General features: G+C 58.6%; 17 protein-coding genes. 9 read left to right on the top strand and 8 right to left on the bottom strand.

The features are described from left to right. Positions 1–23: 23 nt before the first annotated feature. The 6 genes from ACTG1P_RS03085 to xdhC all read left to right on the top strand — a co-directional run bounded on the left by ACTG1P_RS03085 (position 24) and on the right by xdhC (position 8,660). The gene (locus tag ACTG1P_RS03085; protein WP_440000458.1) at positions 24–1,547 is read left to right on the top strand and encodes a nucleobase:cation symporter-2 family protein; all 1,524 of its coding nucleotides are present in this window, start codon (positions 24–26) and stop codon (positions 1,545–1,547) included. A 52-nt stretch (positions 1,548–1,599) separates the two neighbouring features. Continuing rightward, positions 1,600–2,916 carry a guanine deaminase gene (guaD, locus tag ACTG1P_RS03080; protein WP_440000457.1) on the top strand — a complete coding sequence of 439 codons (1,317 nt, stop codon included), beginning with the start codon at positions 1,600–1,602 and terminating at the stop codon, positions 2,914–2,916. 396 nt (positions 2,917–3,312) lie between these two features. After that, a complete protein-coding gene (locus tag ACTG1P_RS03075; RefSeq protein WP_440002276.1) occupies positions 3,313–4,614 on the top strand; it encodes an NCS2 family permease in 1,302 nt (433 codons plus the stop codon). A gap of 374 nt (positions 4,615–4,988) precedes the next feature. After that, positions 4,989–7,307 (top strand): xanthine dehydrogenase molybdenum-binding subunit XdhA, encoded by a 2,319-nt coding sequence (xdhA, locus tag ACTG1P_RS03070; RefSeq protein WP_440000456.1) that lies wholly within the window; start codon positions 4,989–4,991, stop codon positions 7,305–7,307. Next, positions 7,300–8,178: a xanthine dehydrogenase FAD-binding subunit XdhB gene (gene xdhB, locus ACTG1P_RS03065; RefSeq protein WP_440000455.1), complete on the top strand. Its 879-nt coding sequence runs from the start codon at positions 7,300–7,302 to the stop codon at positions 8,176–8,178. Before xdhA ends, xdhB begins: the two co-directional genes overlap by 8 nt. Next, on the top strand, positions 8,175–8,660 hold the full coding sequence (xdhC, locus tag ACTG1P_RS03060; RefSeq protein ID WP_440000454.1) for a xanthine dehydrogenase iron sulfur-binding subunit XdhC: 486 nt from the start codon (positions 8,175–8,177) through the stop codon (positions 8,658–8,660). The genes xdhB and xdhC overlap by 4 nt, the downstream gene beginning before the upstream one ends. Before the next feature lie 124 nt (positions 8,661–8,784). Here the strand turns inward: xdhC and ACTG1P_RS03055 are convergent, their stop codons facing one another. Next, entirely contained in the window at positions 8,785–9,324 is a 540-nt protein-coding gene (locus ACTG1P_RS03055) for a glycine zipper 2TM domain-containing protein (RefSeq protein WP_440000453.1), read from the bottom strand. A 503-nt stretch (positions 9,325–9,827) separates the two neighbouring features. On the opposite strand from ACTG1P_RS03055, the gene ACTG1P_RS03050 reads away from it, so the two are divergent. Beyond that, a complete protein-coding gene (locus tag ACTG1P_RS03050; RefSeq protein WP_440000452.1) occupies positions 9,828–10,016 on the top strand; it encodes a hypothetical protein in 189 nt (62 codons plus the stop codon). A gap of 70 nt (positions 10,017–10,086) precedes the next feature. Here ACTG1P_RS03050 and ACTG1P_RS03045 read toward each other — a convergent pair whose 3' ends face one another. Next, entirely contained in the window at positions 10,087–11,613 is a 1,527-nt protein-coding gene (locus tag ACTG1P_RS03045; protein ID WP_440000451.1) for a YfcC family protein, read from the bottom strand. A 665-nt stretch (positions 11,614–12,278) separates the two neighbouring features. On the opposite strand from ACTG1P_RS03045, the gene ACTG1P_RS03040 reads away from it, so the two are divergent. Then, positions 12,279–13,904 (top strand): acyl-CoA synthetase, encoded by a 1,626-nt coding sequence (locus tag ACTG1P_RS03040; RefSeq protein WP_440000450.1) that lies wholly within the window; start codon positions 12,279–12,281, stop codon positions 13,902–13,904. Positions 13,905–14,000: 96 nt separating this feature from the next. Here ACTG1P_RS03040 and ACTG1P_RS03035 read toward each other — a convergent pair whose 3' ends face one another. Further along, positions 14,001–15,290, bottom strand: a complete 1,290-nt coding sequence (locus ACTG1P_RS03035) for a sensor domain-containing diguanylate cyclase (RefSeq protein ID WP_440000449.1) — start codon at positions 15,288–15,290, stop codon at positions 14,001–14,003. Positions 15,291–15,723: 433 nt separating this feature from the next. Between ACTG1P_RS03035 and ACTG1P_RS03030 the strand changes: the two genes are divergently transcribed. Continuing rightward, on the top strand, positions 15,724–17,121 hold the full coding sequence (locus ACTG1P_RS03030) for a KAP family P-loop NTPase fold protein (protein WP_440000448.1): 1,398 nt from the start codon (positions 15,724–15,726) through the stop codon (positions 17,119–17,121). A 34-nt stretch (positions 17,122–17,155) separates the two neighbouring features. Here the strand turns inward: ACTG1P_RS03030 and hisIE are convergent, their stop codons facing one another. From hisIE to hisB, 5 genes are read right to left on the bottom strand one after another with little or no spacing between them, the layout of a single operon-like run. Next, a complete protein-coding gene (gene hisIE, locus ACTG1P_RS03025; protein ID WP_440000447.1) occupies positions 17,156–17,806 on the bottom strand; it encodes a bifunctional phosphoribosyl-AMP cyclohydrolase/phosphoribosyl-ATP diphosphatase HisIE in 651 nt (216 codons plus the stop codon). Then, positions 17,799–18,572 carry an imidazole glycerol phosphate synthase subunit HisF gene (hisF, locus tag ACTG1P_RS03020; RefSeq protein WP_005345639.1) on the bottom strand — a complete coding sequence of 258 codons (774 nt, stop codon included), beginning with the start codon at positions 18,570–18,572 and terminating at the stop codon, positions 17,799–17,801. Before hisF ends, hisIE begins: the two co-directional genes overlap by 8 nt. Next, positions 18,572–19,333 (bottom strand): 1-(5-phosphoribosyl)-5-[(5-phosphoribosylamino)methylideneamino]imidazole-4-carboxamide isomerase, encoded by a 762-nt coding sequence (hisA, locus tag ACTG1P_RS03015; RefSeq protein WP_167556456.1) that lies wholly within the window; start codon positions 19,331–19,333, stop codon positions 18,572–18,574. Before hisA ends, hisF begins: the two co-directional genes overlap by 1 nt. A gap of 5 nt (positions 19,334–19,338) precedes the next feature. Next, entirely contained in the window at positions 19,339–19,980 is a 642-nt protein-coding gene (gene hisH, locus ACTG1P_RS03010; RefSeq protein WP_368175308.1) for an imidazole glycerol phosphate synthase subunit HisH, read from the bottom strand. Continuing rightward, positions 19,980–21,089 (bottom strand): bifunctional histidinol-phosphatase/imidazoleglycerol-phosphate dehydratase HisB, encoded by a 1,110-nt coding sequence (hisB, locus tag ACTG1P_RS03005; protein WP_440000446.1) that lies wholly within the window; start codon positions 21,087–21,089, stop codon positions 19,980–19,982. The genes hisH and hisB overlap by 1 nt, the downstream gene beginning before the upstream one ends. Between the last annotated feature and the right edge of the window lie 3 nt (positions 21,090–21,092).

Raw genomic sequence — 21,092 nt, 5'->3', positions numbered from 1 at the left:
TTCTGTGTGATGGGACAAACACGATGTCTAAAACAACACGCAAGCACTCGGATCTCATTTACGAGCTGGAAGACAACCCCCCGTTTTATCAAACTCTGATGGGCGCAGTGACCCATCTGCTAGCGATTTTTGTCCCCATGGTGACCCCGGCGCTGATCGTCGGCGGCGCCCTGGGCCTCTCCACCGAGATCACCGCCTATCTGGTTTCCATGGCGATGATCGCCTCCGGTATCGGGACCTGGTTGCAGGTGAACCGTTATGGCCCCATCGGTTCGGGGCTGCTCTCCATCCAGTCGGTCAACTTCTCCTTCGTGACCGTGATGATCGCCCTCGGCGGCGCCATGAAAAAAGATGGCATCCATGAGGAGCTGATCGTCTCGACCCTGCTCGGGGTCTCCTTTGTCGGTGCCTTTCTGGTGATGGGCTCTTCCTTTGTGCTGCCCTACCTCAAGCGGGTGATCACCCCGACCGTGAGCGGGGTAGTGGTACTGATGATTGGCCTGAGCCTTATCAAGGTGGGGATCATCGACTTTGGCGGCGGCTTCTCTGCCATGAGCAGCGGCACCTTTGGCAAATACGAGCACATCGGGCTGGGGCTTTTGGTTCTCTGCGTCATCGTCGCCTTCAACTGCAGCCGAAGCCCGCTGCTGCGGATGAGCGGGATTGCCATCGGTCTGATGGTGGGCTATGCGGTGGCCCTGATGCTTGGCATGGTGGATTTCTCCGCCCTTGAGAACCTGCCGCTTATTACGGTGCCTATCCCGTTCAAGTACGGTTTCTCCTTCGACTTTCACGCCTTTATGTTGGCGGGCACCATCTATCTGTTGAGCGTGCTGGAGGCGGTGGGGGACATCACCGCCATCGCCATGGTCTCTCACCGGGATATTCAGGGGCCTGAATTTCAAAAGCGGCTCTCCGGCGGCGTGTTGGCTGACGGTCTGGTATCGGTGATCGCTTCGGCCCTCGGCTCTTTGCCACTCACCACCTTTGCCCAGAACAACGGCGTCATCCAGATGACCGGGGTGGCCTCACGCCATGTGGGCAAGTTTATCGCCGTCATTCTGGTGCTGCTGGGGCTCTTCCCGGTGGTGGGGCGCTTCTTTACCACCATACCGTCACCTGTGATGGGGGGCGCCATGGTCATCATGTTCTCCATGATCGCCATCGCTGGTGGTCGCATCATCATCAGCCACGGCTTCGATCGGCGGGAGACCCTGATTGTCGCCACCTCTCTGGGCCTTGGGCTCGGGGTCTCCTATGACCCGAACGTCTTCAAGGTGCTGCCGGCGGGTATCTACATGCTGGTGGAGAACCCCATCTGTGCCGGTGGTATCACCGCCATCATCATGAATCTGGTGTTGCCACAGAGCCGCAAACGCAAGGCGGCCGTCAGGGATGCCGAGGCGGTGGAGGTGATCCAGCTGAGCGACAAGCCGGATGTGATCTTTACCGCCCGCAGCGCGGGCCAGCCATCGGCCAGCAAGGGTGAGGGGTCACCAGATCCAGTGCCCGGGCAAGCGGTGGCGCCACAAGTGGAACGGATCTGACGGTTAAACCGGCAAAAAACGTCAATAGAACAAGAAAAACAGGGAAACGGTTATGAAAAACGACAACTCTGTCAAAGCGGTACGTGGCAGCTTCTTCGATATCACCCGGGTGGTGGATCAGCCCGAGGAGATTGAGCCCAACGCCCGCCTTATCGAGGATGGTCTGCTGATCATTCGCAACGGCTGCATCGACTGGTTCGGTGAGTGGCAGGAGGGGAAGGATCGCATTCCGGCCGAGGTACGGGTGCGGGATTATCGCGGCAAGATGATAGTGCCTGGTTTTGTCGATACCCACATTCACTATCCCCAAAGTGAAATGGTGGGGGCCTATGGCGAGCAGCTGCTGGAGTGGCTCAACCGCCACACCTTCCCGGCCGAGCGGCGCTACAACGATCTCGAATATGCCCGCGAGATGTCCACCTTCTTTATCAAGCAGCTGCTGCGAAACGGCACCACCACGGCGCTGGTGTTCGGCACCGTTCACCCCGAGTCGGTGGATGCCCTGTTCGAGGCGGCCAGCCGCATCAATATGCGGATGATCGCCGGCAAGGTGATGATGGATCGCAATGCCCCCGATTATCTGCTCGATACCGCCGAGAGCAGTTATGTGCAGAGCAAGCAGCTTATCGAGCGCTGGCACGGCAACGGTCGCCTGCTCTATGCCATCACACCACGATTTGCACCCACCTCGACACCCGAGCAGCTGGCGATGGCGCGGCGACTGCGCGAAGAGTTTCCCACCACCTATCTGCACACCCATCTGTGCGAGAACAAGGACGAGATCGCCTGGGTCAAATCCCTCTTCCCGGCGCACAAGGGTTATCTCGATGTCTATCACCAGCACGGCCTCACCGGCCACAACTGTGTGTTTGCCCACTGCGTCCATCTGGAAGAGCAGGAGTGGGATTGCCTGAAGGAGACTGGCTCCACCATCGCGTTTTGTCCCACCTCGAATCTTTATCTCGGCAGTGGTCTCTTCAAGCTGCACAAGTCGTGGCGCAAGCAGGTGAAGGTGGGGATGGGCACCGACATTGGCGCGGGCACCACCTTCAACATGCTGCAGACCCTCAACGAGGCCTACAAGGTGATGCAGTTGCAGGGCGAGCGTCTTTCTGCCTATCAGGCCTTCTATCTGGCGACCCTGGGCGGCGCCCATTCGCTGGGGCTGGATGAGAAGATCGGCAGCTTTGCGGTGGGCAAGGAGGCGGATTTCGTGGTGCTCGACCCGGTCGCCACCCCGCTGCAGCAGTTGCGTTATGACAACTCCACCACCCTGCGGGACAAGCTCTTTGTGCTGCTGACCCTGGGGGATGACAGATCCATCTACCGCACCTATGTGGATGGTCAGCTGGTGCATGAACGGGGGTAGAGGTTGGAGTGGGCTGCCGCGGCGCAGCCCCAACGAATACGGTGGCTGGCGTGCCCCATAGGGGCGCCAGTCTTGCCGCACCACAGGGGATCTCCCCGCATAGAACGTGAAATGGCCCGGTTTTTTGACCAGCAAGGCAAACGTTTGAGTCAAGGCTGCCTGCCCTGGTCTGTCTGTAGCATCCTCTGCCTCCATCGCCTGTTTCTCATCAGACTGGCGCGAGGCAGACCCGCAGATCCTGTCGCCATTTCGTCATGGAACATTCAGGCGCGTGTGAAGGAGTTGGGTATGACCCAAGCAAACAGCAGGACAAACAGCGTGGAACAGCTGGCCAATGATGACGCCAGCCAGAGCGCAGCAAAGCAACAGCCGCTCACGGCTCTTGATCGCTACTTTATGATCAGCGAGCGGGGCAGCAACGTCAGACAGGAGGTGCTGGCGGGCCTCACCACCTTCCTTGCCATGGTCTACTCGGTGATCGTGGTGCCGAGCATGCTCGGCAAGGCGGGCTTTCCCCCCGGCGCAGTGTTTGTCGCCACCTGTCTGGTGGCGGGGTTCGGTTCGCTCTTGATGGGGCTCTGGGCCAAGCTGCCGATGGCCATCGGCTGCGCTATTTCCCTCACGGCGTTTACTGCCTTCAGTCTGGTGCTGGGACAGCAGATCCCCATTCCGGTGGCGCTGGGGGCCGTCTTCCTGATGGGGGTACTGTTTACCGCCATCTCGGTGACCGGGGTGCGTAGCTGGATCCTCGACAACCTGCCGATGGGAATTGCCCACGGTACCGGCATCGGGATTGGTCTCTTCTTGCTGCTTATCGCCGCCAACGGGGTGGGGCTGGTGATCAAGAACCCGCTGGAGGGCCTGCCGGTGGCGCTGGGGGCCTTCACCTCCATGCCGGTCATCATGTCCCTGATCGGCCTTGCGGTGATCTTCGGGCTGGAGAAGCTGAGAGTACCGGGGGGGATCCTGCTGGTGATTATCGCCATCTCCATCTTCGGCTTGATTTTCGATCCGGCGGTGAAGTATCAGGGACTGTTCGCCCTGCCGAGCCTGTCGGACGGGCAGGGTCAGTCCCTCATCTTCAGTCTGGATGTCATGGGAGCCCTCTCGCCGCTGGTGTTGCCCAGCGTACTGGCACTGGTGATGACGGCGGTATTCGATGCCACCGGCACCATTCGCGCCGTGGCGGGGCAGGCCAATCTGCTGGATAAGGATGGCCACATCATCAACAGCGGCAAGGCGCTCAGTGCCGACTCGGTCAGCAGCATCTTCTCCAGTCTGGTGGGGGCGGCCCCCGCGGCCGTCTATATCGAATCGGCCGCGGGCACGGCTGCGGGGGGCAAAACCGGCCTGACCGCGACCGTGGTTGGCGGCCTGTTCCTGCTGATGCTGTTCCTCTCGCCGCTCTCCTATCTGGTGCCCGCCTATGCCACGGCGCCGGCACTGATGTATGTAGGGCTCTTGATGCTGAGCAACGTCACCAAGCTCGATTTCAACGATTCGGTCGGCGCCATGTCTGGGTTGGTGTGCGCGGTCTTTATCGTGCTCACCTGCAATATCGTCACCGGTATCATGCTGGGCTTCAGCTCGCTGGTGATCGGCCGCATCTGCTCGAAGGAGTGGCACAAGCTCAACGTCGGCACTGTGGTCATCGCCCTGGCTCTGGTGCTCTTTTATGCTGGGGGGTGGGCTATTTAGGGATAACCCGCCCGTTTGGGGTCGCACTGGCGGCCCCATTTTTATGCCTGTTATTTTTAGCCCGCCCATGCAGGCATTATGCCTAGGCTGTCTCCGCAGTTGGGGGGGCATCGCGATACCATTTTGATAAATCCCCCTACCAGATTGATAGGCTCCCACCCTTGCTCTCCTCGCTCTGCCGCTTTTTTCACCGTTGATGTGCCCCGTTTGCTCAGGGGCTGCCCTTGGCTTGTCGCTGCGAGCCAACAAAAGCGGGCTAGATGGGATCCCCTTCACACTTCTCCCCATTTTCCTGACGATGGCGGGAAACAGGCGCATATCTTGCTGTTTTTTATGCCGGTTCCAGATTTTTCCATTCGAAAAAGGACTTGCATATGTCCATAGGATTACCGCTCAAGCGGGTGGATGCCGAGGCCAAGGTGACCGGCAGCGCCCGCTATACCGATGACAACATCATGCTCGGGATGCGCCACGCTAAGTACGTGCGAAGCAATATTGCCCATGGCAAGGTGCTTGCCATCGATGCGACTGAGGCGCTGGCCCTGCACGGGGTTGAAGCCGTGTTTACCCATGAAGATGTCCCTACCACCTGTTTTCGCACCGCCGGTCACGCTTGGTCCCTCGATGAGGCGAAACGGGATGTGAAAGACCGCCGCCTGCTCACCGACCATGTACGCCACTTTGGCGATGGGGTCGCCATCGTGGTGGCCCGCGATCCGCTGGTGGCCGAGAAGGCTGCCGCGCTGGTCAAGGTGACTTACGAGCCGCTGCCGGTGATGACGGATGCCGAAAGTGCGCTGGCCGAGGGTGCCTATCCCATTCACCCGAGCGGCAATCTGCTACGCCAAAGCCAGCTTCGCGCCAATGACCCGGAGCAGGCCATTGCGGCGGCAGATCTGCAGTTTCAGGCGCACTACCGGACGCCTGTGGTGCAGCACTGCCATCTGGAGACGGTGACCTGCTACGCCTACATGGATCAACCGGACCACATCATCGTCGTCAGCAGCACCCAGATCCCCCAGATAGTGCGCAGCCGGGTGGCCAAATCCCTCGGTCTGCCCTGGTCGAGCGTGCGGGTGATCAAGCCCTATATGGGCGGCGGTTTTGGCAACAAGCAGGATGTGCTGGAAGAGCCGATGGCGGCGTTTTTGAGCTACAAGCTCGGCGGCGTGCCGGTCAAGGTGACCTTGAGCCGGGAGGAGTGCTTCTTTGCCTCCCGCACCCGCCACGGCTTTGCCATCGATGGCAAGATGGGCCTCAACCGCGATGGCATCCTCAAGGGCTATCAGCTCGATGTGCTCTCCAACACCGGCGGCTATGCCTCTCACGGCCACTCCATCGCCAGCGCCGGTGGCAACAAGATCAGCTACCTCTATCCGCGCAGCGCCTTCGGTTATGACGCCAAGACCTTCTACAGCAACCTGCCCACCGCCGGTGCCATGCGCGGTTACGGCGCGCCGCAGGCGATTTTTGCCCTCGAGTGCATGCTGGATGACGCCTGCGCCGAGTTGGGACTGGATCCGCTCGATGTGCGGATCGCCAACGTGGCGCGCGAAGGCGACGTCAATCAGGTCAACCAGAAGACCATCTACAGCGCCGGGCTGCCGGACTGCCTGCTGCGTGGACGCGAGATGTTCGAGTGGGATCGGCTCAAGGCCGAGTGCTTGGGGCAGGATCCTGCCAGCCGGGTGCGGCGCGGCATCGGGGTAGCCTGTTTCAGCTACGGCTCCAACACCTATCCGGTGGGGGTCGAAATTGCTGGCGCCCGCATGCTGCTCAATCAGGATGGCACCGTCAATCTGCAGATCGGCGCCACCGAGATAGGGCAGGGATCGGATACCGTCTTTGCCCAGATGGCGGCCCAGACGTTGGGCATTCCGTTTGAGCAGATCCGGGTCATTTCGACCCAGGATACCGACATTACTGCCTATGATCCGGGCTCGTTCGCCTCGCGTCAGAGTTATGTGGCGGCGCCCGCCATCCATCAGGCGGCGCTGCAGTTGCGGGCCCGTATCCTCTCGCTGGCGGCCCAGCTCTGCCATCAGGATGTGGGATCGCTGACCCTGATCGACGGCTACGTGGTGCTGGCGGGTGCGCCGGACAAGGTGCTGATCAGCGTCGCCGAGGTATCGGTCAACGCCTACTACCACCTCACCATCGGCGGCCAGATCACCTCGGAAGTCTCCCACAAGACCACCACCAACCCGCCGAGCTTTGGCTGCACCTTTGTCGATCTCAGCGTCGATATCGATCTCTGCAAGGTGACCATCAATCGCATCATCAACCTGCACGATGCGGGCAAGATCCTCAACCCGCAGCTGGCGGAAGGACAGGTGCATGGCGGCATGGGGATGGGGATCGGCTGGTCCCTGTTCGAGGAGATGATCATCGACGCCAAGACCGGCGTGGTGCGCAACCCCAACCTGCTCGACTACAAGTTCCCCACCATGCTGGATTTGCCAGAACTTGAATGCGACTTCGTGCAGACCTACGAGCCCCAGTCGGTCTATGGCCACAAATCCCTGGGTGAACCGCCCATCATCTCGCCGGGCCCCGCCATCCGTAACGCCATTCGCATGGCGACCGGGGTGGCCATCAACGAGTTGCCCATCACCCCCAAGACCCTGTTCCGGGAGTTTGTCGCCGCGGGTTTGATTGGCGAGGGAACAGGGGAGGAGCAACACCATGTTTGATATTGCCCGTTACTACAAGGCGCACAGCGTGGCCGAGGCCGTCGCCCTGCGTCAGGCGGACCCCGAGGCGCGCCTCTTGGCCGGTGGCACCGATGTGATGATCCAGCTCCATCACCTCAACACCGCCTATCGTCATATCGTCGATATTCACGACTTGCCCGAACTCAAAGGGGTGAGCGAGCTACCTGATGGGTCGATCCGTATCGGCTCAGGCACCACCTTTACCGAGATCATCGAAAACGAACTGGTGCAGCGCCGCCTGCCGATGCTGGCCGAAGCCGCTGCCACCATCGCCGGTCCGCAGATCCGCAACGTCGCCACCTATGGCGGCAATATCTGCAATGGTGCCACCAGTGCCGACTCGGCGGCGCCGACTGTCGCGCTGGAGGCTGAGCTGGAGATCGCCGGGCCCAATGGCACACGCCGCATCCCTATCGCCGGATTTCATACCGGCCCCGGCAAGGTGGCGCTGCAACCGGCGGAAATTCTGGTAGCGTTTCACTTTGCGCCGGATCCCCATCCCCATGTGGGCTCCCACTACTTCAAATACGCCATGCGCGATGCCATGGATATCGCCACCATCGGCTGCGCCGCCTACTGCCAGATTGAGGATGGTCACTTCAAGCGCTTGCGGCTGGCCTACGGGGTGGCGGCCCCGACACCGGTGCGTACCCCGCACACCGAAGCGGCGGCCGAGGGGCAACCCCTGACTCGGGCGACTCTGGCCGCCATTGCCGAGGCGGTAGTGGCCGATGTGGCGCCGCGCTCCTCCTGGCGGGCAGAAAAAGAGTTTCGCCTGCACCTTATCAAAACCCTGGCGCAGCGGGTGATCACCTGCGCCGTCGAACGTGCCGGAGGCAAGATCCTATGATGCAACCGCAAAGCTGTCCCGCAGTGGAGATCCAGTGCGAGATCAACGGCAAACCCTACTCCTACGCGGTGTCGCCCACCATGTCGCTGCTCCACTTTCTGCGTGGGCAGGGGCTTATCAGTGTGAAAGAGGGGTGCAGTGTCGGCGAGTGCGGCGCCTGTACCGTGCGGGTGGATGGCACCGTTATCGACAGCTGCCTCTATCTGGCGGTGTGGGCCGATGGCAAATCCATTCGCACCGTGGAGGGGGAGCGCAATGGCAATGAGCTCTCCGACGTGCAGCAGGCCTTTATCGACGAGGGGGCGGTGCAGTGCGGTTTTTGCACCCCGGGCCTCGTGATGGCGAGCGCCGCCTTGCTCGACAAGACCGAACGCCGTCCGCTGACCGATGCGGAGATCCGCCGCGGCCTTTCAGGCAACCTCTGCCGCTGTACCGGTTATCAGAACGTGGTGCGGGCGGTGAAGAAGTGCTGCAAGGAGTGATAGTTCGGGTGCCGTGACCGTGAGTGGTGCGCGCCGTTGTGTGAAAAAAGAAAATCAAGCCGCCCCAAACACAAAGGCCCGCCTCGAAAGAGGCGGGCCTGCTGCTGACTGGTGCCAGGAGACATCACACTTTTGGCTGGTCGATCACCAATTTTCCCTCCTTGACCGGAATGGTGGCGCCGGGGGCTTGCTTCATGCGGATCACCCCCTCCTGACCTGCCAGGCGATAGGTCACGTCATAACCGATGGTGTTGACGCTGCTATCCTGCACGGTTTTGCAGCGCTGCTCGGTGGTGGTGTAGGTATCACCCGCCTGCATATTGCCCTGCACCTGATTGCCAGCATAACCCCCCGCGACCGCTCCCGCAGCGGTGGCCACCTTCTTGCCGCTGCCACCACCAAAATGGTGGCCGACCACACCACCCAGCGCCGCGCCCACCACGGTGCCAAGGATCTTGTGTTCATCCTGTACCGGCTTGCGGTGGGTCACGGTGACGTTGCGACACTCCTGTCGGGGAGTCTTGATGGTCTCGGTGACCGGCTTGCTGGCGATCACCTCGGCAAAGGTGGGCTGGGGTGTAAAGAGGGAGCCGCTGGCCACCGCCGAGAGTGCCAGGGCCGAGGCGATGCCAATACCGATACCTGCCATCATGGATCTGTTCATCTTATGGTTCTCCTGCATACCCATCCGGGCTGTTCCAATCTGGCGCCATCTTGTCACAACCGGCTGGCCGGACAAGGCGAGGGGGATGGGCTTGCGACAGGCGCTGGCAAGGTCAAAAAACAGCCACCATGAAAAAGTGTCTGACTTTGGCGACAACGGACTAAAAGTGACCAGTTTCCGGCGCATGGCGGGCTTTGCCAGTGTGATAAGGAGCAATTCGAGTCGCAATTTGCAAGGCGGACGGCGAGCCGCAAGCCAGAGTGGCAAAGTGTTGACGGGGGCAGGTCAAGGGAGAGTTCTTGAACGGGCGCGCTGTTCGTTGAGATGGCCACGCAAGTGGTTGATAAATGGCTCCAGCCCCATCGGATGTTGGCCGATAAGAGATCACGGCAAGCATTTTGCTTTGATTGGGTGAAGCAAAGGGTGAACGGGTCGGCAGACAATCGCGTAAGACCTGATATGAAGATGTTCACCCGAGATCACCGGATCAACGAGGGGGAGATATGTCAATGTTACCCAGCTGGATCACCCCGGCCATCCAGGCCAACATCATCACGGCGCAGCAGGCCGAACGACTGCTCTCATCCCTCTACCGGCCCCTGGCCGAGCAGGGAGAGGAGCTTCCCACCGATATCGCCGACATCAGCCTTAAACTCTACTGCTTCCACCAGCAGGGGCGGGTTCGCCACTAAGGCTGAATAAAAACACCCCGCGCCAGGCACGGGGTGTTGTCACTCATGTATCACCGCGTCAGCAGGCCCATCAGGCCATCATTACTTGCGCTACCAGCATCAGGGCGCCAAATCCCAGCACAAAGCCCACCATGGGCAGCACGAACTTGACCCACTTGTTGAACTGAATGCCGAGCATCTGCAAAGTGACCAGCACCAGTCCGGTGGGGGCCAGGAACAGCATGGCGTATTGCCCCCAGTTGTAGGCCGACACCACGATATAGCGCGGGATCATCACGGTATCCGCCAGCGGCGCCATGATGGGCATGGAGAGCACCGCGAGCCCCGACGAGGAGGGCACCACCAACCCCAGCAGGGTGAACACCAGCATCTGCGCCACCGCGAACACGGCGCCGTGCATGCCGGAGACCAGATCGGAGGCGTAGGCCAGAATGGTGTCCGAGATCATCCCCTGATCCAGCACCAGATTGACCCCCCGCGCCAGCCCGATAATGAGCGAGACCGCCACCAGCTCCGACGCCCCTTGAGTAAAGGCCTCGACCGCCTCTTTCTCTTTGAGACCCGAGATAAAAATGATGATGATGGCGATGGTCAGGAAGGAGGCCGCCATCTGCGGAAACCACCAACCGGCCATGGAGACGCCCCACACCATCAGCGGAAAGGCGAGGATAAACAGGGTCAGAATGATCTTGCGGCGTAGGGTGAAGGGCACCCCTTCGTCCATGGCGCCCTCTTTGAGAAAACGGGCGCGAAAACTCTCTCTGTCCTCATAGGTGTAGGAGAAGGCCGGGTTGGCCTTGATCTTCTTGCAGTACCAGTAGAGATAACCGATCACCACCAGGGTGCCCACCAGACAGCCAATGGCGCGAAAGATCAGCCCCTCGGTAAAGGGAATGCCGGCGGCATTGGAGGCGATCACCACCGAGAAGGGATTGATGGTGGAGAAGGTGGTACCCATGGAGGCGGCGAGGAAGATGGCCCCTACGCAGACGATGGAGTCATAGCCGAGCGCCAGAAAGATGGGCACCAGTATGGGGTAGAAGGCGACCGCCTCTTCCTCCAGTCCGCAGGTGGTGCCTCCCAGCGCCATTACGAAGCAGACCAGCGCCACAAACAGGAACTCGTTGCCCCGGGTCTTGTGCGACAGCGCCACCAGCCCCGCACTGAATGCGCCTGTCTTGTTGATGACGCCGATCAGCCCCCCGAGCACCAGAATAAAGACGATGATATCCGCCCCCTCGATGGTGCCCTTGACCATGCTGACTGCCACGTCACCGAGCCCCTTGGGCGCTTGCTCCAGCCGTGCATAGGTGCCGGGAATGGCGATGGGCTTGCGGATGGTGCCGTTGGTAAATTGCTCCACCGCAATATTGATATTGAGTTTTGCCAGAGCATCCTGGGTTGCGGGAAGTCGGCTTATTTCCCCCTGTGGGCTATTGACCATCAGGCTTTCACTGGCCGGATTATAAGAGAGCTTGGCATAGGCGCCCGCCGGAATTATCCAGGTCAGCGCAATGGCCAGCAACATAATAAGAAACAGAATGGTAAATGCAGTAGGGAATTGTCTGCGTGGTGTGGTATTCGGCACGGCACTCATAAAATGCTCCTTGATAAAGCAGGTTTGGGCTCGGCGGAATATCGGGTCGATAGGGTTTCTGCGTCATACATCTAAGGTACGCAAACTCACTGTGGATTGCGTAGTGATTGGCGAGAAATCTGGCCTGATATTGAACATCCGGTAGATTGTTTCACGTTGTAACCGTAACCCGTGCACGGCAGGATGAACATGGCACCATGCTCGCTTTATGGGATAGCTCACAGAATTTATTTGTCATGGATCTAACAGCTGATATGAAATAAAAGTTATTATGCAATAACTATTTCAGCTTTCGTTTAATGTGGCTTGTCTTAAATAAATGCCATGAAAATAGTGCGTACTGAGATGAATGAAATGACATATAAAGCAGCTCTGACGGAATAATATTCCACTATCGTCATTTTTCGTTATTCGCCAAAAAAAGCCTGTGAAAAAAATGGCACGCTTTCCCGTAATGAAATATTTTTTGCAACGAAAACAGGGGCCCCTGTTGGCAGCAGGCTGTCCCTGTCTAAGACGTTTTGCTAATACCTGCCGCTGCAGGCTCACTGTTAGGCTGTCATCCCCATAAGAGACCAGTGACGGGCAGGATGCCCATGTCGCTTGCTGATCTCTGAATCATCCCGAAACTGCCCGTTTTGTGCCACTTGTGAGGAAGGAATCCGATGACAGTGCAGAACATCTATGAGCGTGACCTTGCCAAAACCGCCGCCAATTACGAGGCGCTGACCCCCATCAGCTTTCTGGGGCGGGCAGAGCGGGTCTACCCCGACTATCCGGCGCTGATCCACGGCCCGCTGCGCCAGAGCTGGGGCGAGACCGCCCGCCGTTGCCGCCAGCTGGCCTCGGCCCTGCGGCTTAGCGGTATCGGGGAGGGGGATACCGTCTCCATCGTTGCGCCCAATATCCCGGCGATGTTTGAAGCCCATTTCGGGGTGCCCATGAGCGGCGCCGTGCTCAACACCATCAATACCCGGCTCGATGCCGAGTCGATGGCCTTTATCTTCCAGCATGCCCAGAGCAAGGTGGTGCTGGTAGACAGGGAGTTTGGCGCCGTGGTGCGCAAGGCGCTGGGTCTTCTGCTGGAGTGCCAACCGCTGGTCATCGCCATCGATGATCCCCTCTACCGGGAGGGGGCGCTTATCAGTGACCTCGACTATGAACAGTTCCTTGCGCAAGGGAGTGGCGATGAGCCCGGCTGGCTGCCACAAGATGAGTGGCAGGCGATATCCCTTAACTACACCTCCGGCACTACCGGCAATCCCAAGGGGGTGGTCTATCACCATCGCGGTGCCCACCTCAACGCCATCAACAACGTGCTTTCCTGGGAGCTGCCCAAACATCCCGTCTACCTCTGGACCTTGCCGATGTTTCACTGCAACGGCTGGTGCTTCCCCTGGACGTTGGCGGCCACCGCCGGGGTGAGCGTCTGCCTGCGCCATGTGCAGGCCGCCGCCATTTATGAGGCGCTGCACGAGCACAAGGTGAGCCATTTTTGCGCAGCGCCCATCGTGCTCAATATGCTCAACAATGCCGATCCGGCGCTCAAGCAGGGGCTGGATCACCCCATCAAGGTGATGACCGCTGGCGCTGCGCCCCCCGCCACCGTGATCGCCGGGATGGAGGCGATGGGGATCGCAGTGACCCACGTCTATGGCCTCACCGAAACCTATGGCCCCTGCGTGTTGTGCGAACCGCAAAGAAGCTGGCAAGGACAGGATGCCACCACGCTGTCGCGTCTCAAGGCGCGCCAGGGCGTCGCGTCGCCCTTGCAGGGAGAGATGCGGGTGGTCCATCCGGTCAGCGGCGAGCCGGTCCCCCGGGATGGCAAGACCATGGGCGAAATCGTGCTGCGCGGTAATGTGGTGATGAAGGGCTATCTGAAAAATCCGGCGGCCAGCGCCGAGGCGATGGCGGAGGGGTGGTTTCGCAGTGGCGATCTGGCGGTATGGCACCCGGATGGTTATGTGGAGATCAAGGACAGATCCAAGGACATCATCATCTCCGGCGGGGAGAACATCTCCAGTCTGGAGGTGGAAGATGTGCTCTATCGCCATCCCGATGTGGACGAAGCGGCAGTGATCGCCATGCCCGATGAGAAGTGGGGGGAAGTGCCCTGCGCTTTCGTGAAATTGAAAGAGGGGCGAGAGACCACCCAGGCGGAGCTTATCGCCTTTTGTCGCGAGCAGATGGCCCACTTCAAGGCGCCCAAGCGCATCATCTTCACCCCGTTGCCCAAGACCTCCACCGGCAAGGTGCAAAAGTTTGTGCTGCGCAAACAGCTGGGCTAGACGCCAATGGAGCGTGAGTGAAAGCAGCGTGCAATAGGAGCGAGAGATCGGGATAAGTGCAAAAAAGGAGGTGGGAGTGCCTGACTGGCCAGTCAGCTATCGTGCCTTGCACGCGACGCAGTTGCGGCCGCTCAGTTTGGCCTGATAGAGCATCTGATCGGCGCGGGCGTAGAGGCTCTCCATCAGCTCCCCCTCGCCATTTTCCACCAGTCCGGCGCTGATGGTGATGACCAGCTTATCCCCATCGGGCAGGGGCAGCGTGCTTTGCATCACCTGCAGGCGCAGCCGTTCGGCCAGTGATGCTGCGGCCTGGAGTGTGGTGTTGGGCAGTAAAATGGCGAACTCGTCGCCACCGATACGAGCCAGCACATCTTCGCTGCGTAGCACCGATTGCATCACCCTGCCCAGATGCACAAGCGCGCTATCCCCCAAGGGGTGACCGAAGCGATCGTTGATGCACTTGAACTGATCCACATCCAGCACCATCAGCACCGAGGTGAGGTGGTGGCGCATGTCCAGACTGAGGTTCTTCTCGCACATCTCGAAAAAGAAGCGGCGGTTGTAGAGGCCGGTGAGGCCATCGCGCACCGACTGCTGGTGCAGCTGCTCCTTGAGCTGGTGCAGTTCGGTAATGTCGGAGGAGATACCGATCAGGGTCGGGGTGCCATCCCCCAGCAGAAAGGGCACCTTGACCGACCAGTAGTAGTGCTGATTTCCTTCGGGATCGGTCAGCATCTCTTCTCCGGCTTGCAGCTCACCGGTTTCGAATACCCGGTTATCCAGCCGCCACAGCTGGCAGGCGCTGGTAGCCGGGATCACCTCGTCATCGCGCCGGTTGATGATCTGCTCGGCAGGAAGACCCAGCATATCGGCGACCTTTTGGTTGACGTAGAGAAAGCGGTGCTGGCTGTCTTTCATATAGATATGGGCATCCACATTGGCGAGGATGAGCTCCAGCAACTGGTGCTGCTCCGCCAGTCGAGCCTCAATCAGCTTGTGTTCGGTGATATCGGTGGAGATGCCGCACAGGCCGATCAGGTTGCCATCCTTGTCATGGATAGGCTTTTTAACAGTCCAGTAGCAGCGCTTTTCCCCGGTGGATTTGAGGTAGTTGATCTCCTCCTGGGCGATGGCGATCTGCTGCTCCAGTACCAGCCGATCATTGCGCTCAATGGCATTCGAGAATTCGAGATCAAAAAAAGCCCGATCATCCTGTCCCTGCAACTCGGCGAGGGTGCAGCCAAAGAGATCCAGCACAGCCTGATTGGCATAGGTGTAACGACCCGCCAGATCCTTGGTAAACATGTAGGCGCCCGTCTCGTTGAAGATGGCTTTGAGGTGATCCAGCTCATGCTGTAACTGGATAGAGAAGGGTTCATCCTTCATGGAGTTAACCATCCTTGGTTAAGGGCGTCGCGTCGTTGTATACAGCGCGAATATATGTATCAACTGTTTAAATTAAGCACCGAACAGGTCAGATTTCGCGTTTATTTCCGCAAGTTCTGCGCCAAGTCACATGATTGTCATCGTTGGTGTGGTCAAAAGAAATCAACTGAGTCCGTGGCTGTTCAGATAACCGTCCCACCTAAATCGGCCCGGCATCGTGGGCCAGCAGCAGAGAAATTGCCCGGCAGTCAAATACGCCCAACCGAGCGGTTGAAAGGGCAACAAACAGGTCTTTAATCAAACTATTTTCACTGTGCTCCTGATATCATCCTCAGCAACGCAATATGGGGAGATACGAGATGGCAGTGGCACCGTTTAAATGGGATGACGCAGTGCAGTGGGACGGGCCGGGGGCCATTGGGGGGGTGAAGAGTTGGCTGGTGATCGGCTGGAACGTGCCCGCTATGCCGAGTTTCTGACCAACTACCTCGCCGCCGAAGGCAAGCAGCGCAACTATGTGCTTAACCTCAATGCCGAGTGGGGGGCGGGAAAAACCTGGTTTATCAAGCGCTGGTATATGGAGTTGAAAGCGCACTATCCCACCGTCTATATCGATGCCTGGCAGCAGGACTTTTCCGATGATCCTTTATTGACGGTTATTTCGTCGATTATCGACCAGTTAAAAATGATTGCGGGAAAAGAAAACCCGATTCCAGAAGGGATGCGTCAGCGGCTGCTGGGATTATTTAAAGTGGGCGGCAAACTGGCATTGAAAGCGGCAATCAAGAAGGCTGGATTGGAAGAAGATGATTTTTCGCTGGAAGGTGAGGATGCCAATCAGCTGGTCGATGCCTTATGCAGTAATCAGAAAGAGCGTTATGAATCTATTCAGTATCTTAAAAATGAGATAAGGCAATGGGTGGAAGGGGCTGTTACTTTAGGTAAGGGCGCTCTGGATTATCCCGCCTTTATCTTGATTGATGAACTGGATCGCTGCCGTCCCTCCTATGCTGTGGAAATGCTGGAGACTATCAAGCATATTTTTGATATTCCCAGGGTGGTATTTGTGCTGGCAACAGATACCGAGCAGTTGCAGCATGCTATCAAGGTAGTTTATGGGGAAGGGTTTGATGCTCAGACTTATCTAGGCAGGTTTTTCAAAAGACGTTTTTATTTGAATAAATGCCCTAGCCATTTTCTCATAGAAGAGTTTGTTGCAGATCGATTTGAGCTTTTATGTAGTAAAATATTTCATTGTTTTTCAGATGCTAGTGACTTTTCTAAAACAATTGCAAAAGTTGTGGATGCATACCATCTCTCCGCAAGAGAGACTGAGTCATTTTTGGACACGTTGTTTGCTGTATTGCATTCAGTGTCGGAGCGTTCCATAGATATTATCTATTTATCTGCCTTACTGATTATGCATGCAAAAGTTCCTGCGGCATATATAGTTCTTCGTAGCGGCGGGAAACTCTTAGATGCTGAAATTGATAAGATTAATGTAAATAAAGACAATGTTTTCTCATTTAAAAACAAAGCGAAATTATCAATGGTGATTAATTATTGGTCTGATGTTAAGTTAGGTCGTAATGAAAAGGTGATTTTGAAAAATGATGATTTTTATGCCTATATAGTACATGTTCATAAAATCCTCAGTGGTTACTATTTAAATAATAATAATAAGCCGGATGATATAAATGGACTCACAATTATTCGTTCAGACGGAAGATATGATGATAATGGTGGATATTATATGGCTTGCTTGCAAAATAAAGGGTTGTCAAATAATGACTATATAGAGCTGGTCGAATTATCTACATTGTTACTATGATAGATGGGCTTCACGCCCATCTATCAATATACATCTATTTATTATGTCGCTCATAAAGCCGCTGTACGACATTCTGTAATCCCAGCCCCTCGTTTTGCAGCAGTACGGTCAGGTGGTAGAGCAGATCGGCGGATTCGTTGATAAGCTCTTCCCGATCCTTGGCCATGGCGGCCAGCGCCACTTCCACACCTTCCTCGCCGACCTTCTGGGCAATGCGCTTGGTCCCTTTGCCATAGAGGCTGGCGGTGTAGCTGGTGGCCGGATCGGCCCCTTTGCGGGCGGCCAGTACCTGCTCCAGCTCTGCCAAAAAACCGAGGGGCGGCAGCGGGTGGCCATTAAAGCAGGAGGGGGTGCCCTTGTGGCAGGTGGGGCCGACGGGGTTGGCGGCGATCAGCAGGGAATCCTGATCGCAGTCGGTGCTGATGGCCACGAGTTGGAGCACATGGCCCGAGCTTTCACCCTTGGTCCAGAGCCGCTGCTTGCTGCGGCTAAAGAAGGTGACCTGACCGGTGGTCTGGGTCTTCTCCAGCGCCTCGCGGGTCATAAAGCCCTGCATCAGCACCTCGCCGCTGGCGGCATGCTGGACGATGGCGGGGATCATGCCATCACATTTTTCCCAGTCGAGCAGTTCGGCAAGGGGGCGCGCGCTGGCGGTTGTTTGTGTGTTATCAGAGAAGTTATTCACGGATGGCGACTCCTTCGGTTTTCAGCCAGCGTTTCAATTCGGGAATGGGGATAAGGCCCTTGTGGAACACAGAGGCGGCCAGCGCCCCGTCCACATCGGCGAGGGTGAAGGCATCGCGAAAGTGTGCCATGGCACCGGCGCCGCCGGAGGCAATCAGCGGCACCTTGCAGACGCTGCGCACCAGTTTGAGCTGGTCGAGATCATAACCCTGACGCATGCCGTCCTGATTCATCACGTTCAGCACGATTTCGCCCGCACCGCGTTTTTGCACCTCCTGCACCCAGTCGAGAGTGTGCCAGGCGGTGGTGCGGGTGCGGCTCTCGTCACCGGTAAACTGTTTGACCTGATAGTGGCCCGTGTCGGCGTCGAAGTAGGAGTCAATGCCCACCACCACACACTGGACGCCAAAGCGCTCGGCCAGTCGGCTGATGAGGGTCGGGTCGGCAAGGGCAGGGGAGTTGATGGAGACCTTGTCGGCGCCAAATTCGAGGATCTGGCGGGCATCTTCCACGCTTTTAATGCCACCGGCGACGCAGAAGGGGATATCGATCACCTCCGCCACCCGGCTGACCCAGCTCTTGTCCACCACCCGCGCATCGCTGGAGGCGGTGATGTCATAGAACACCAGCTCGTCAGCGCCCTCTTCGGCGTAGCGGCGCGCCAGCTCGACAATACCGCCCATCACCTCGTGATTGCGAAACTGCACCCCTTTGACCACCACGCCATCTTTCACGTCGAGGCAGGGGATAATGCGTCTTGCCAGCATCAGTTACCTCCTGTGGTGTCGGCTGCAGGGGCTTGCCAGCAGGCGATGGCGTCACCCACCGAGAATTTGCCCTCCAGCAGGGCGCGGCCAAGGATGATCCCCTTGACGCCGGAGCCCTTGAGCGCCTCGATATCCGCGATGCCGCCAATGCCACCGGAAGCCTGAAAAGCCACGCTCGGGTAGCGGGCGCAGAGATCCCGATAGAGCTCGACGTTGGTGCCAGCCAGGGTGCCGTCACGGCTGATGTCGGTGCATAGCACGTGCTTGAGACCGGCGGGGAGGAAGCGTTCGATCAGCGCTTCGATGGTCACCCCGCTGTTCTCCTGCCAGCCTGCCACCGCGATATGGCGATTGCCCTGCTCATCGATATTGACGTCCAGCGCCAGCACGATCTGCTCGGGGCCATATTTCTCCATCCAGCTCGCCACCAGATCCGGGGATTTGACGGCGGTGGAGCCAATCACCACCCGGTTGGCACCGGCGGCCAGCAGATCCGCCACATCCTGTTCGGTGCGCACGCCGCCACCGACCTGCACCGGCGCTTCGGTGGCCGACAGCAGTTGGGTCAGCAGGGGCAGCTGGCGCGCCTTGGCATCCTTGGCACCGTCCAGATCCACCAGATGGAGCTGCACCGCCCCCTGGGAGACATATTCGTCGAAGCGGGCCTGCGGGCTGCTGCTGTATTCGGTCTTCTGCTCGTAGTCCCCCTGATAAAGGCGAACTACCTGACCGTTGATAAGGTCAATTGCGGGAATGATCATGCTAGTCACAGCTCCAGAAAGTTTTGCAGCAAACGGGCACCGGCTGCGCCTGAGCGCTCCGGGTGGAATTGGGCGCCGAAGAAGTTGCTGTGCTCTGCAACCCCACCGACGATGGCGGTAAACGGCTGTCCGTAGTCGCAGGTCGCCAGCGTCGCTTCGGTTACCTCCAGCGCATAGGAGTGGACGAAGTAGAAGTAGCTGCCGCTCGGGATCCCCTTGAGCAGAGGATGGGTCTCGTCATGCTCAATCTGGTTCCAGCCCATATGGGGCAGCCGCAGATTACCGACCTCCATCAGCCGGATCTTGCCCGGCACTATGCCAAGGCAGTCGATAAGCCGCTCTGACGAGTCATCCGTACCCATGCTCTCTTCGGAGGCCTCTGCCAGCATCTGCATGCCGAGGCAAAAGCCCAGCAGCGGCTGTTTGGCGGCGCGAATAAGGGGCACCAGCCCGCGCTCGTTGAGGTTTTTCATGGCGGCCACCGCGGTGCCGACACCGGGCAGGATCAGCTTGTCGGCCTGCTCGATATCGGCTGCCAGGCTGGAGACCAGCGGCTGCACGCCGAGGCGTTCGAACGCCATTCTGACCGAGGCCAGATTTGCACAGCCGGTATCGATAATGACCAGCTTCTGCTTGCTCACATCCATCACAGCACTCCCTTGCTGGAGGGGAGCTCGCTCCCTTCCACCCGAATGGCCTGACGCAGGGCGCGGCCAAAGCCTTTGAACAGCGCTTCCACCTGATGGTGGGTGTTGCCGCTGCCCACCTTCATCTGCAAGGTGATGGCCATGGCGTCCGACAAAGAGCGGAAGAAGTGGGGCACCATCTCGGTGGCCATCTCGCCCACGTTGTCGCGACCAAAGCCGCTTGGGCAGTCAAACACGAAGTAGGGACGACCGCTCAAATCCAGCGCTGTGCTCACCTCCTGCTCTGTCAGCGGGCGCGCATCGATCACTGCCTGCACCTCGTCCATCGCCAGCACAAAGCCGAAGCGGCCGATGCCGCGCTTGTTGCCAAGGGCCTGACGCAGCGCCTGACCCAGCGCCAGCCCTACATCTTCTACCGTGTGGTGATCGTCGATGTGCAGATCGCCGCTCACGTTCAGCTTGAGCTGGAAACCGGCGTGGGTCGCTATCTGATCCAGCATGTGATCAAAGAAGCCGATACCGGTGGCGATCTGGTTGCCGCCGCTCTTATCCAAGTCAACTGCTACCTGAATGCGGGTCTCCTTGGTGTTGCGCTCAACCGAGGCTACGCGGCCCTTGGAGAGCAGCTGATCACGAATGGCAAGCCAGTCGTGATCCTGCGGGTGGTAGCGAATACCGCCAATGCCCATGTTCTCGGCCAGCTGCAGATCGGTCTGTCTGTCACCAATCACGAAGGAGTTGGCAAAGTCGATGCGGCCCGAGGCGAGGTACTCCTTCACCAACCCGAGGTGGGGCTTGCGACAGCTGCAGCCGTCGGTGGGGAAGTGCGGGCAGATCAGCACCTGTTCCCACTTCACCCCTTGCGATTCAAACAGGTGCATCATCAGGTCGTGGGGCGGCTGGAAGTTCTCCAGCGGCAGGCTGGCAGTGCCCAGTCCGTCCTGGTTGGTCACCATCACCAGCACGTAGCCAGCGGCCTGCAACTCGCGCAACACCGGAATGACCATGGGCTCGAAGCGCAGCTTGGCGAGGCTATCCACCTGCTTGTCGGTCACCGGCTCTTCAATCAGGGTGCCGTCGCGGTCGATAAACAAAAACGGGGTCTTCATCGC

Source organism: Aeromonas sp. 11P, from assembly GCF_051920165.1.
Taxonomy (GTDB): domain Bacteria; phylum Pseudomonadota; class Gammaproteobacteria; order Enterobacterales; family Aeromonadaceae; genus Aeromonas; species Aeromonas veronii.
This window is presented reverse-complemented; position numbering and strand designations above follow the sequence as displayed.

Bases quoted from the DNA above. Each gene is read 5' to 3' on its own strand.
- ACTG1P_RS03075 (WP_440002276.1), top strand. From the start codon at position 3,313: ATGATCAGCGAGCGGGGCAGCAACGTCAGACAGGAGGTGCTGGCGGGC.
- ACTG1P_RS03045 (WP_440000451.1), bottom strand. From the start codon at position 11,613: ATGAGTGCCGTGCCGAATACCACACCACGCAGACAATTCCCTACTGCA.
- ACTG1P_RS03055 (WP_440000453.1), bottom strand. From the start codon at position 9,324: ATGAACAGATCCATGATGGCAGGTATCGGTATTGGCATCGCCTCGGCC.
- hisH (WP_368175308.1), bottom strand. From the start codon at position 19,980: ATGGATGTGAGCAAGCAGAAGCTGGTCATTATCGATACCGGCTGTGCA.
- xdhA (WP_440000456.1), top strand. From the start codon at position 4,989: ATGTCCATAGGATTACCGCTCAAGCGGGTGGATGCCGAGGCCAAGGTG.
- hisF (WP_005345639.1), bottom strand. From the start codon at position 18,572: ATGCTGGCAAGACGCATTATCCCCTGCCTCGACGTGAAAGATGGCGTG.
- ACTG1P_RS03040 (WP_440000450.1), top strand. From the start codon at position 12,279: ATGACAGTGCAGAACATCTATGAGCGTGACCTTGCCAAAACCGCCGCC.
- xdhC (WP_440000454.1), top strand. From the start codon at position 8,175: ATGATGCAACCGCAAAGCTGTCCCGCAGTGGAGATCCAGTGCGAGATC.
- hisA (WP_167556456.1), bottom strand. From the start codon at position 19,333: ATGATCATTCCCGCAATTGACCTTATCAACGGTCAGGTAGTTCGCCTT.
- xdhB (WP_440000455.1), top strand. From the start codon at position 7,300: ATGTTTGATATTGCCCGTTACTACAAGGCGCACAGCGTGGCCGAGGCC.
- ACTG1P_RS03050 (WP_440000452.1), top strand. From the start codon at position 9,828: ATGTCAATGTTACCCAGCTGGATCACCCCGGCCATCCAGGCCAACATC.
- guaD (WP_440000457.1), top strand. From the start codon at position 1,600: ATGAAAAACGACAACTCTGTCAAAGCGGTACGTGGCAGCTTCTTCGAT.
- ACTG1P_RS03085 (WP_440000458.1), top strand. From the start codon at position 24: ATGTCTAAAACAACACGCAAGCACTCGGATCTCATTTACGAGCTGGAA.
- hisB (WP_440000446.1), bottom strand. From the start codon at position 21,089: ATGAAGACCCCGTTTTTGTTTATCGACCGCGACGGCACCCTGATTGAA.
- ACTG1P_RS03035 (WP_440000449.1), bottom strand. From the start codon at position 15,290: ATGAAGGATGAACCCTTCTCTATCCAGTTACAGCATGAGCTGGATCAC.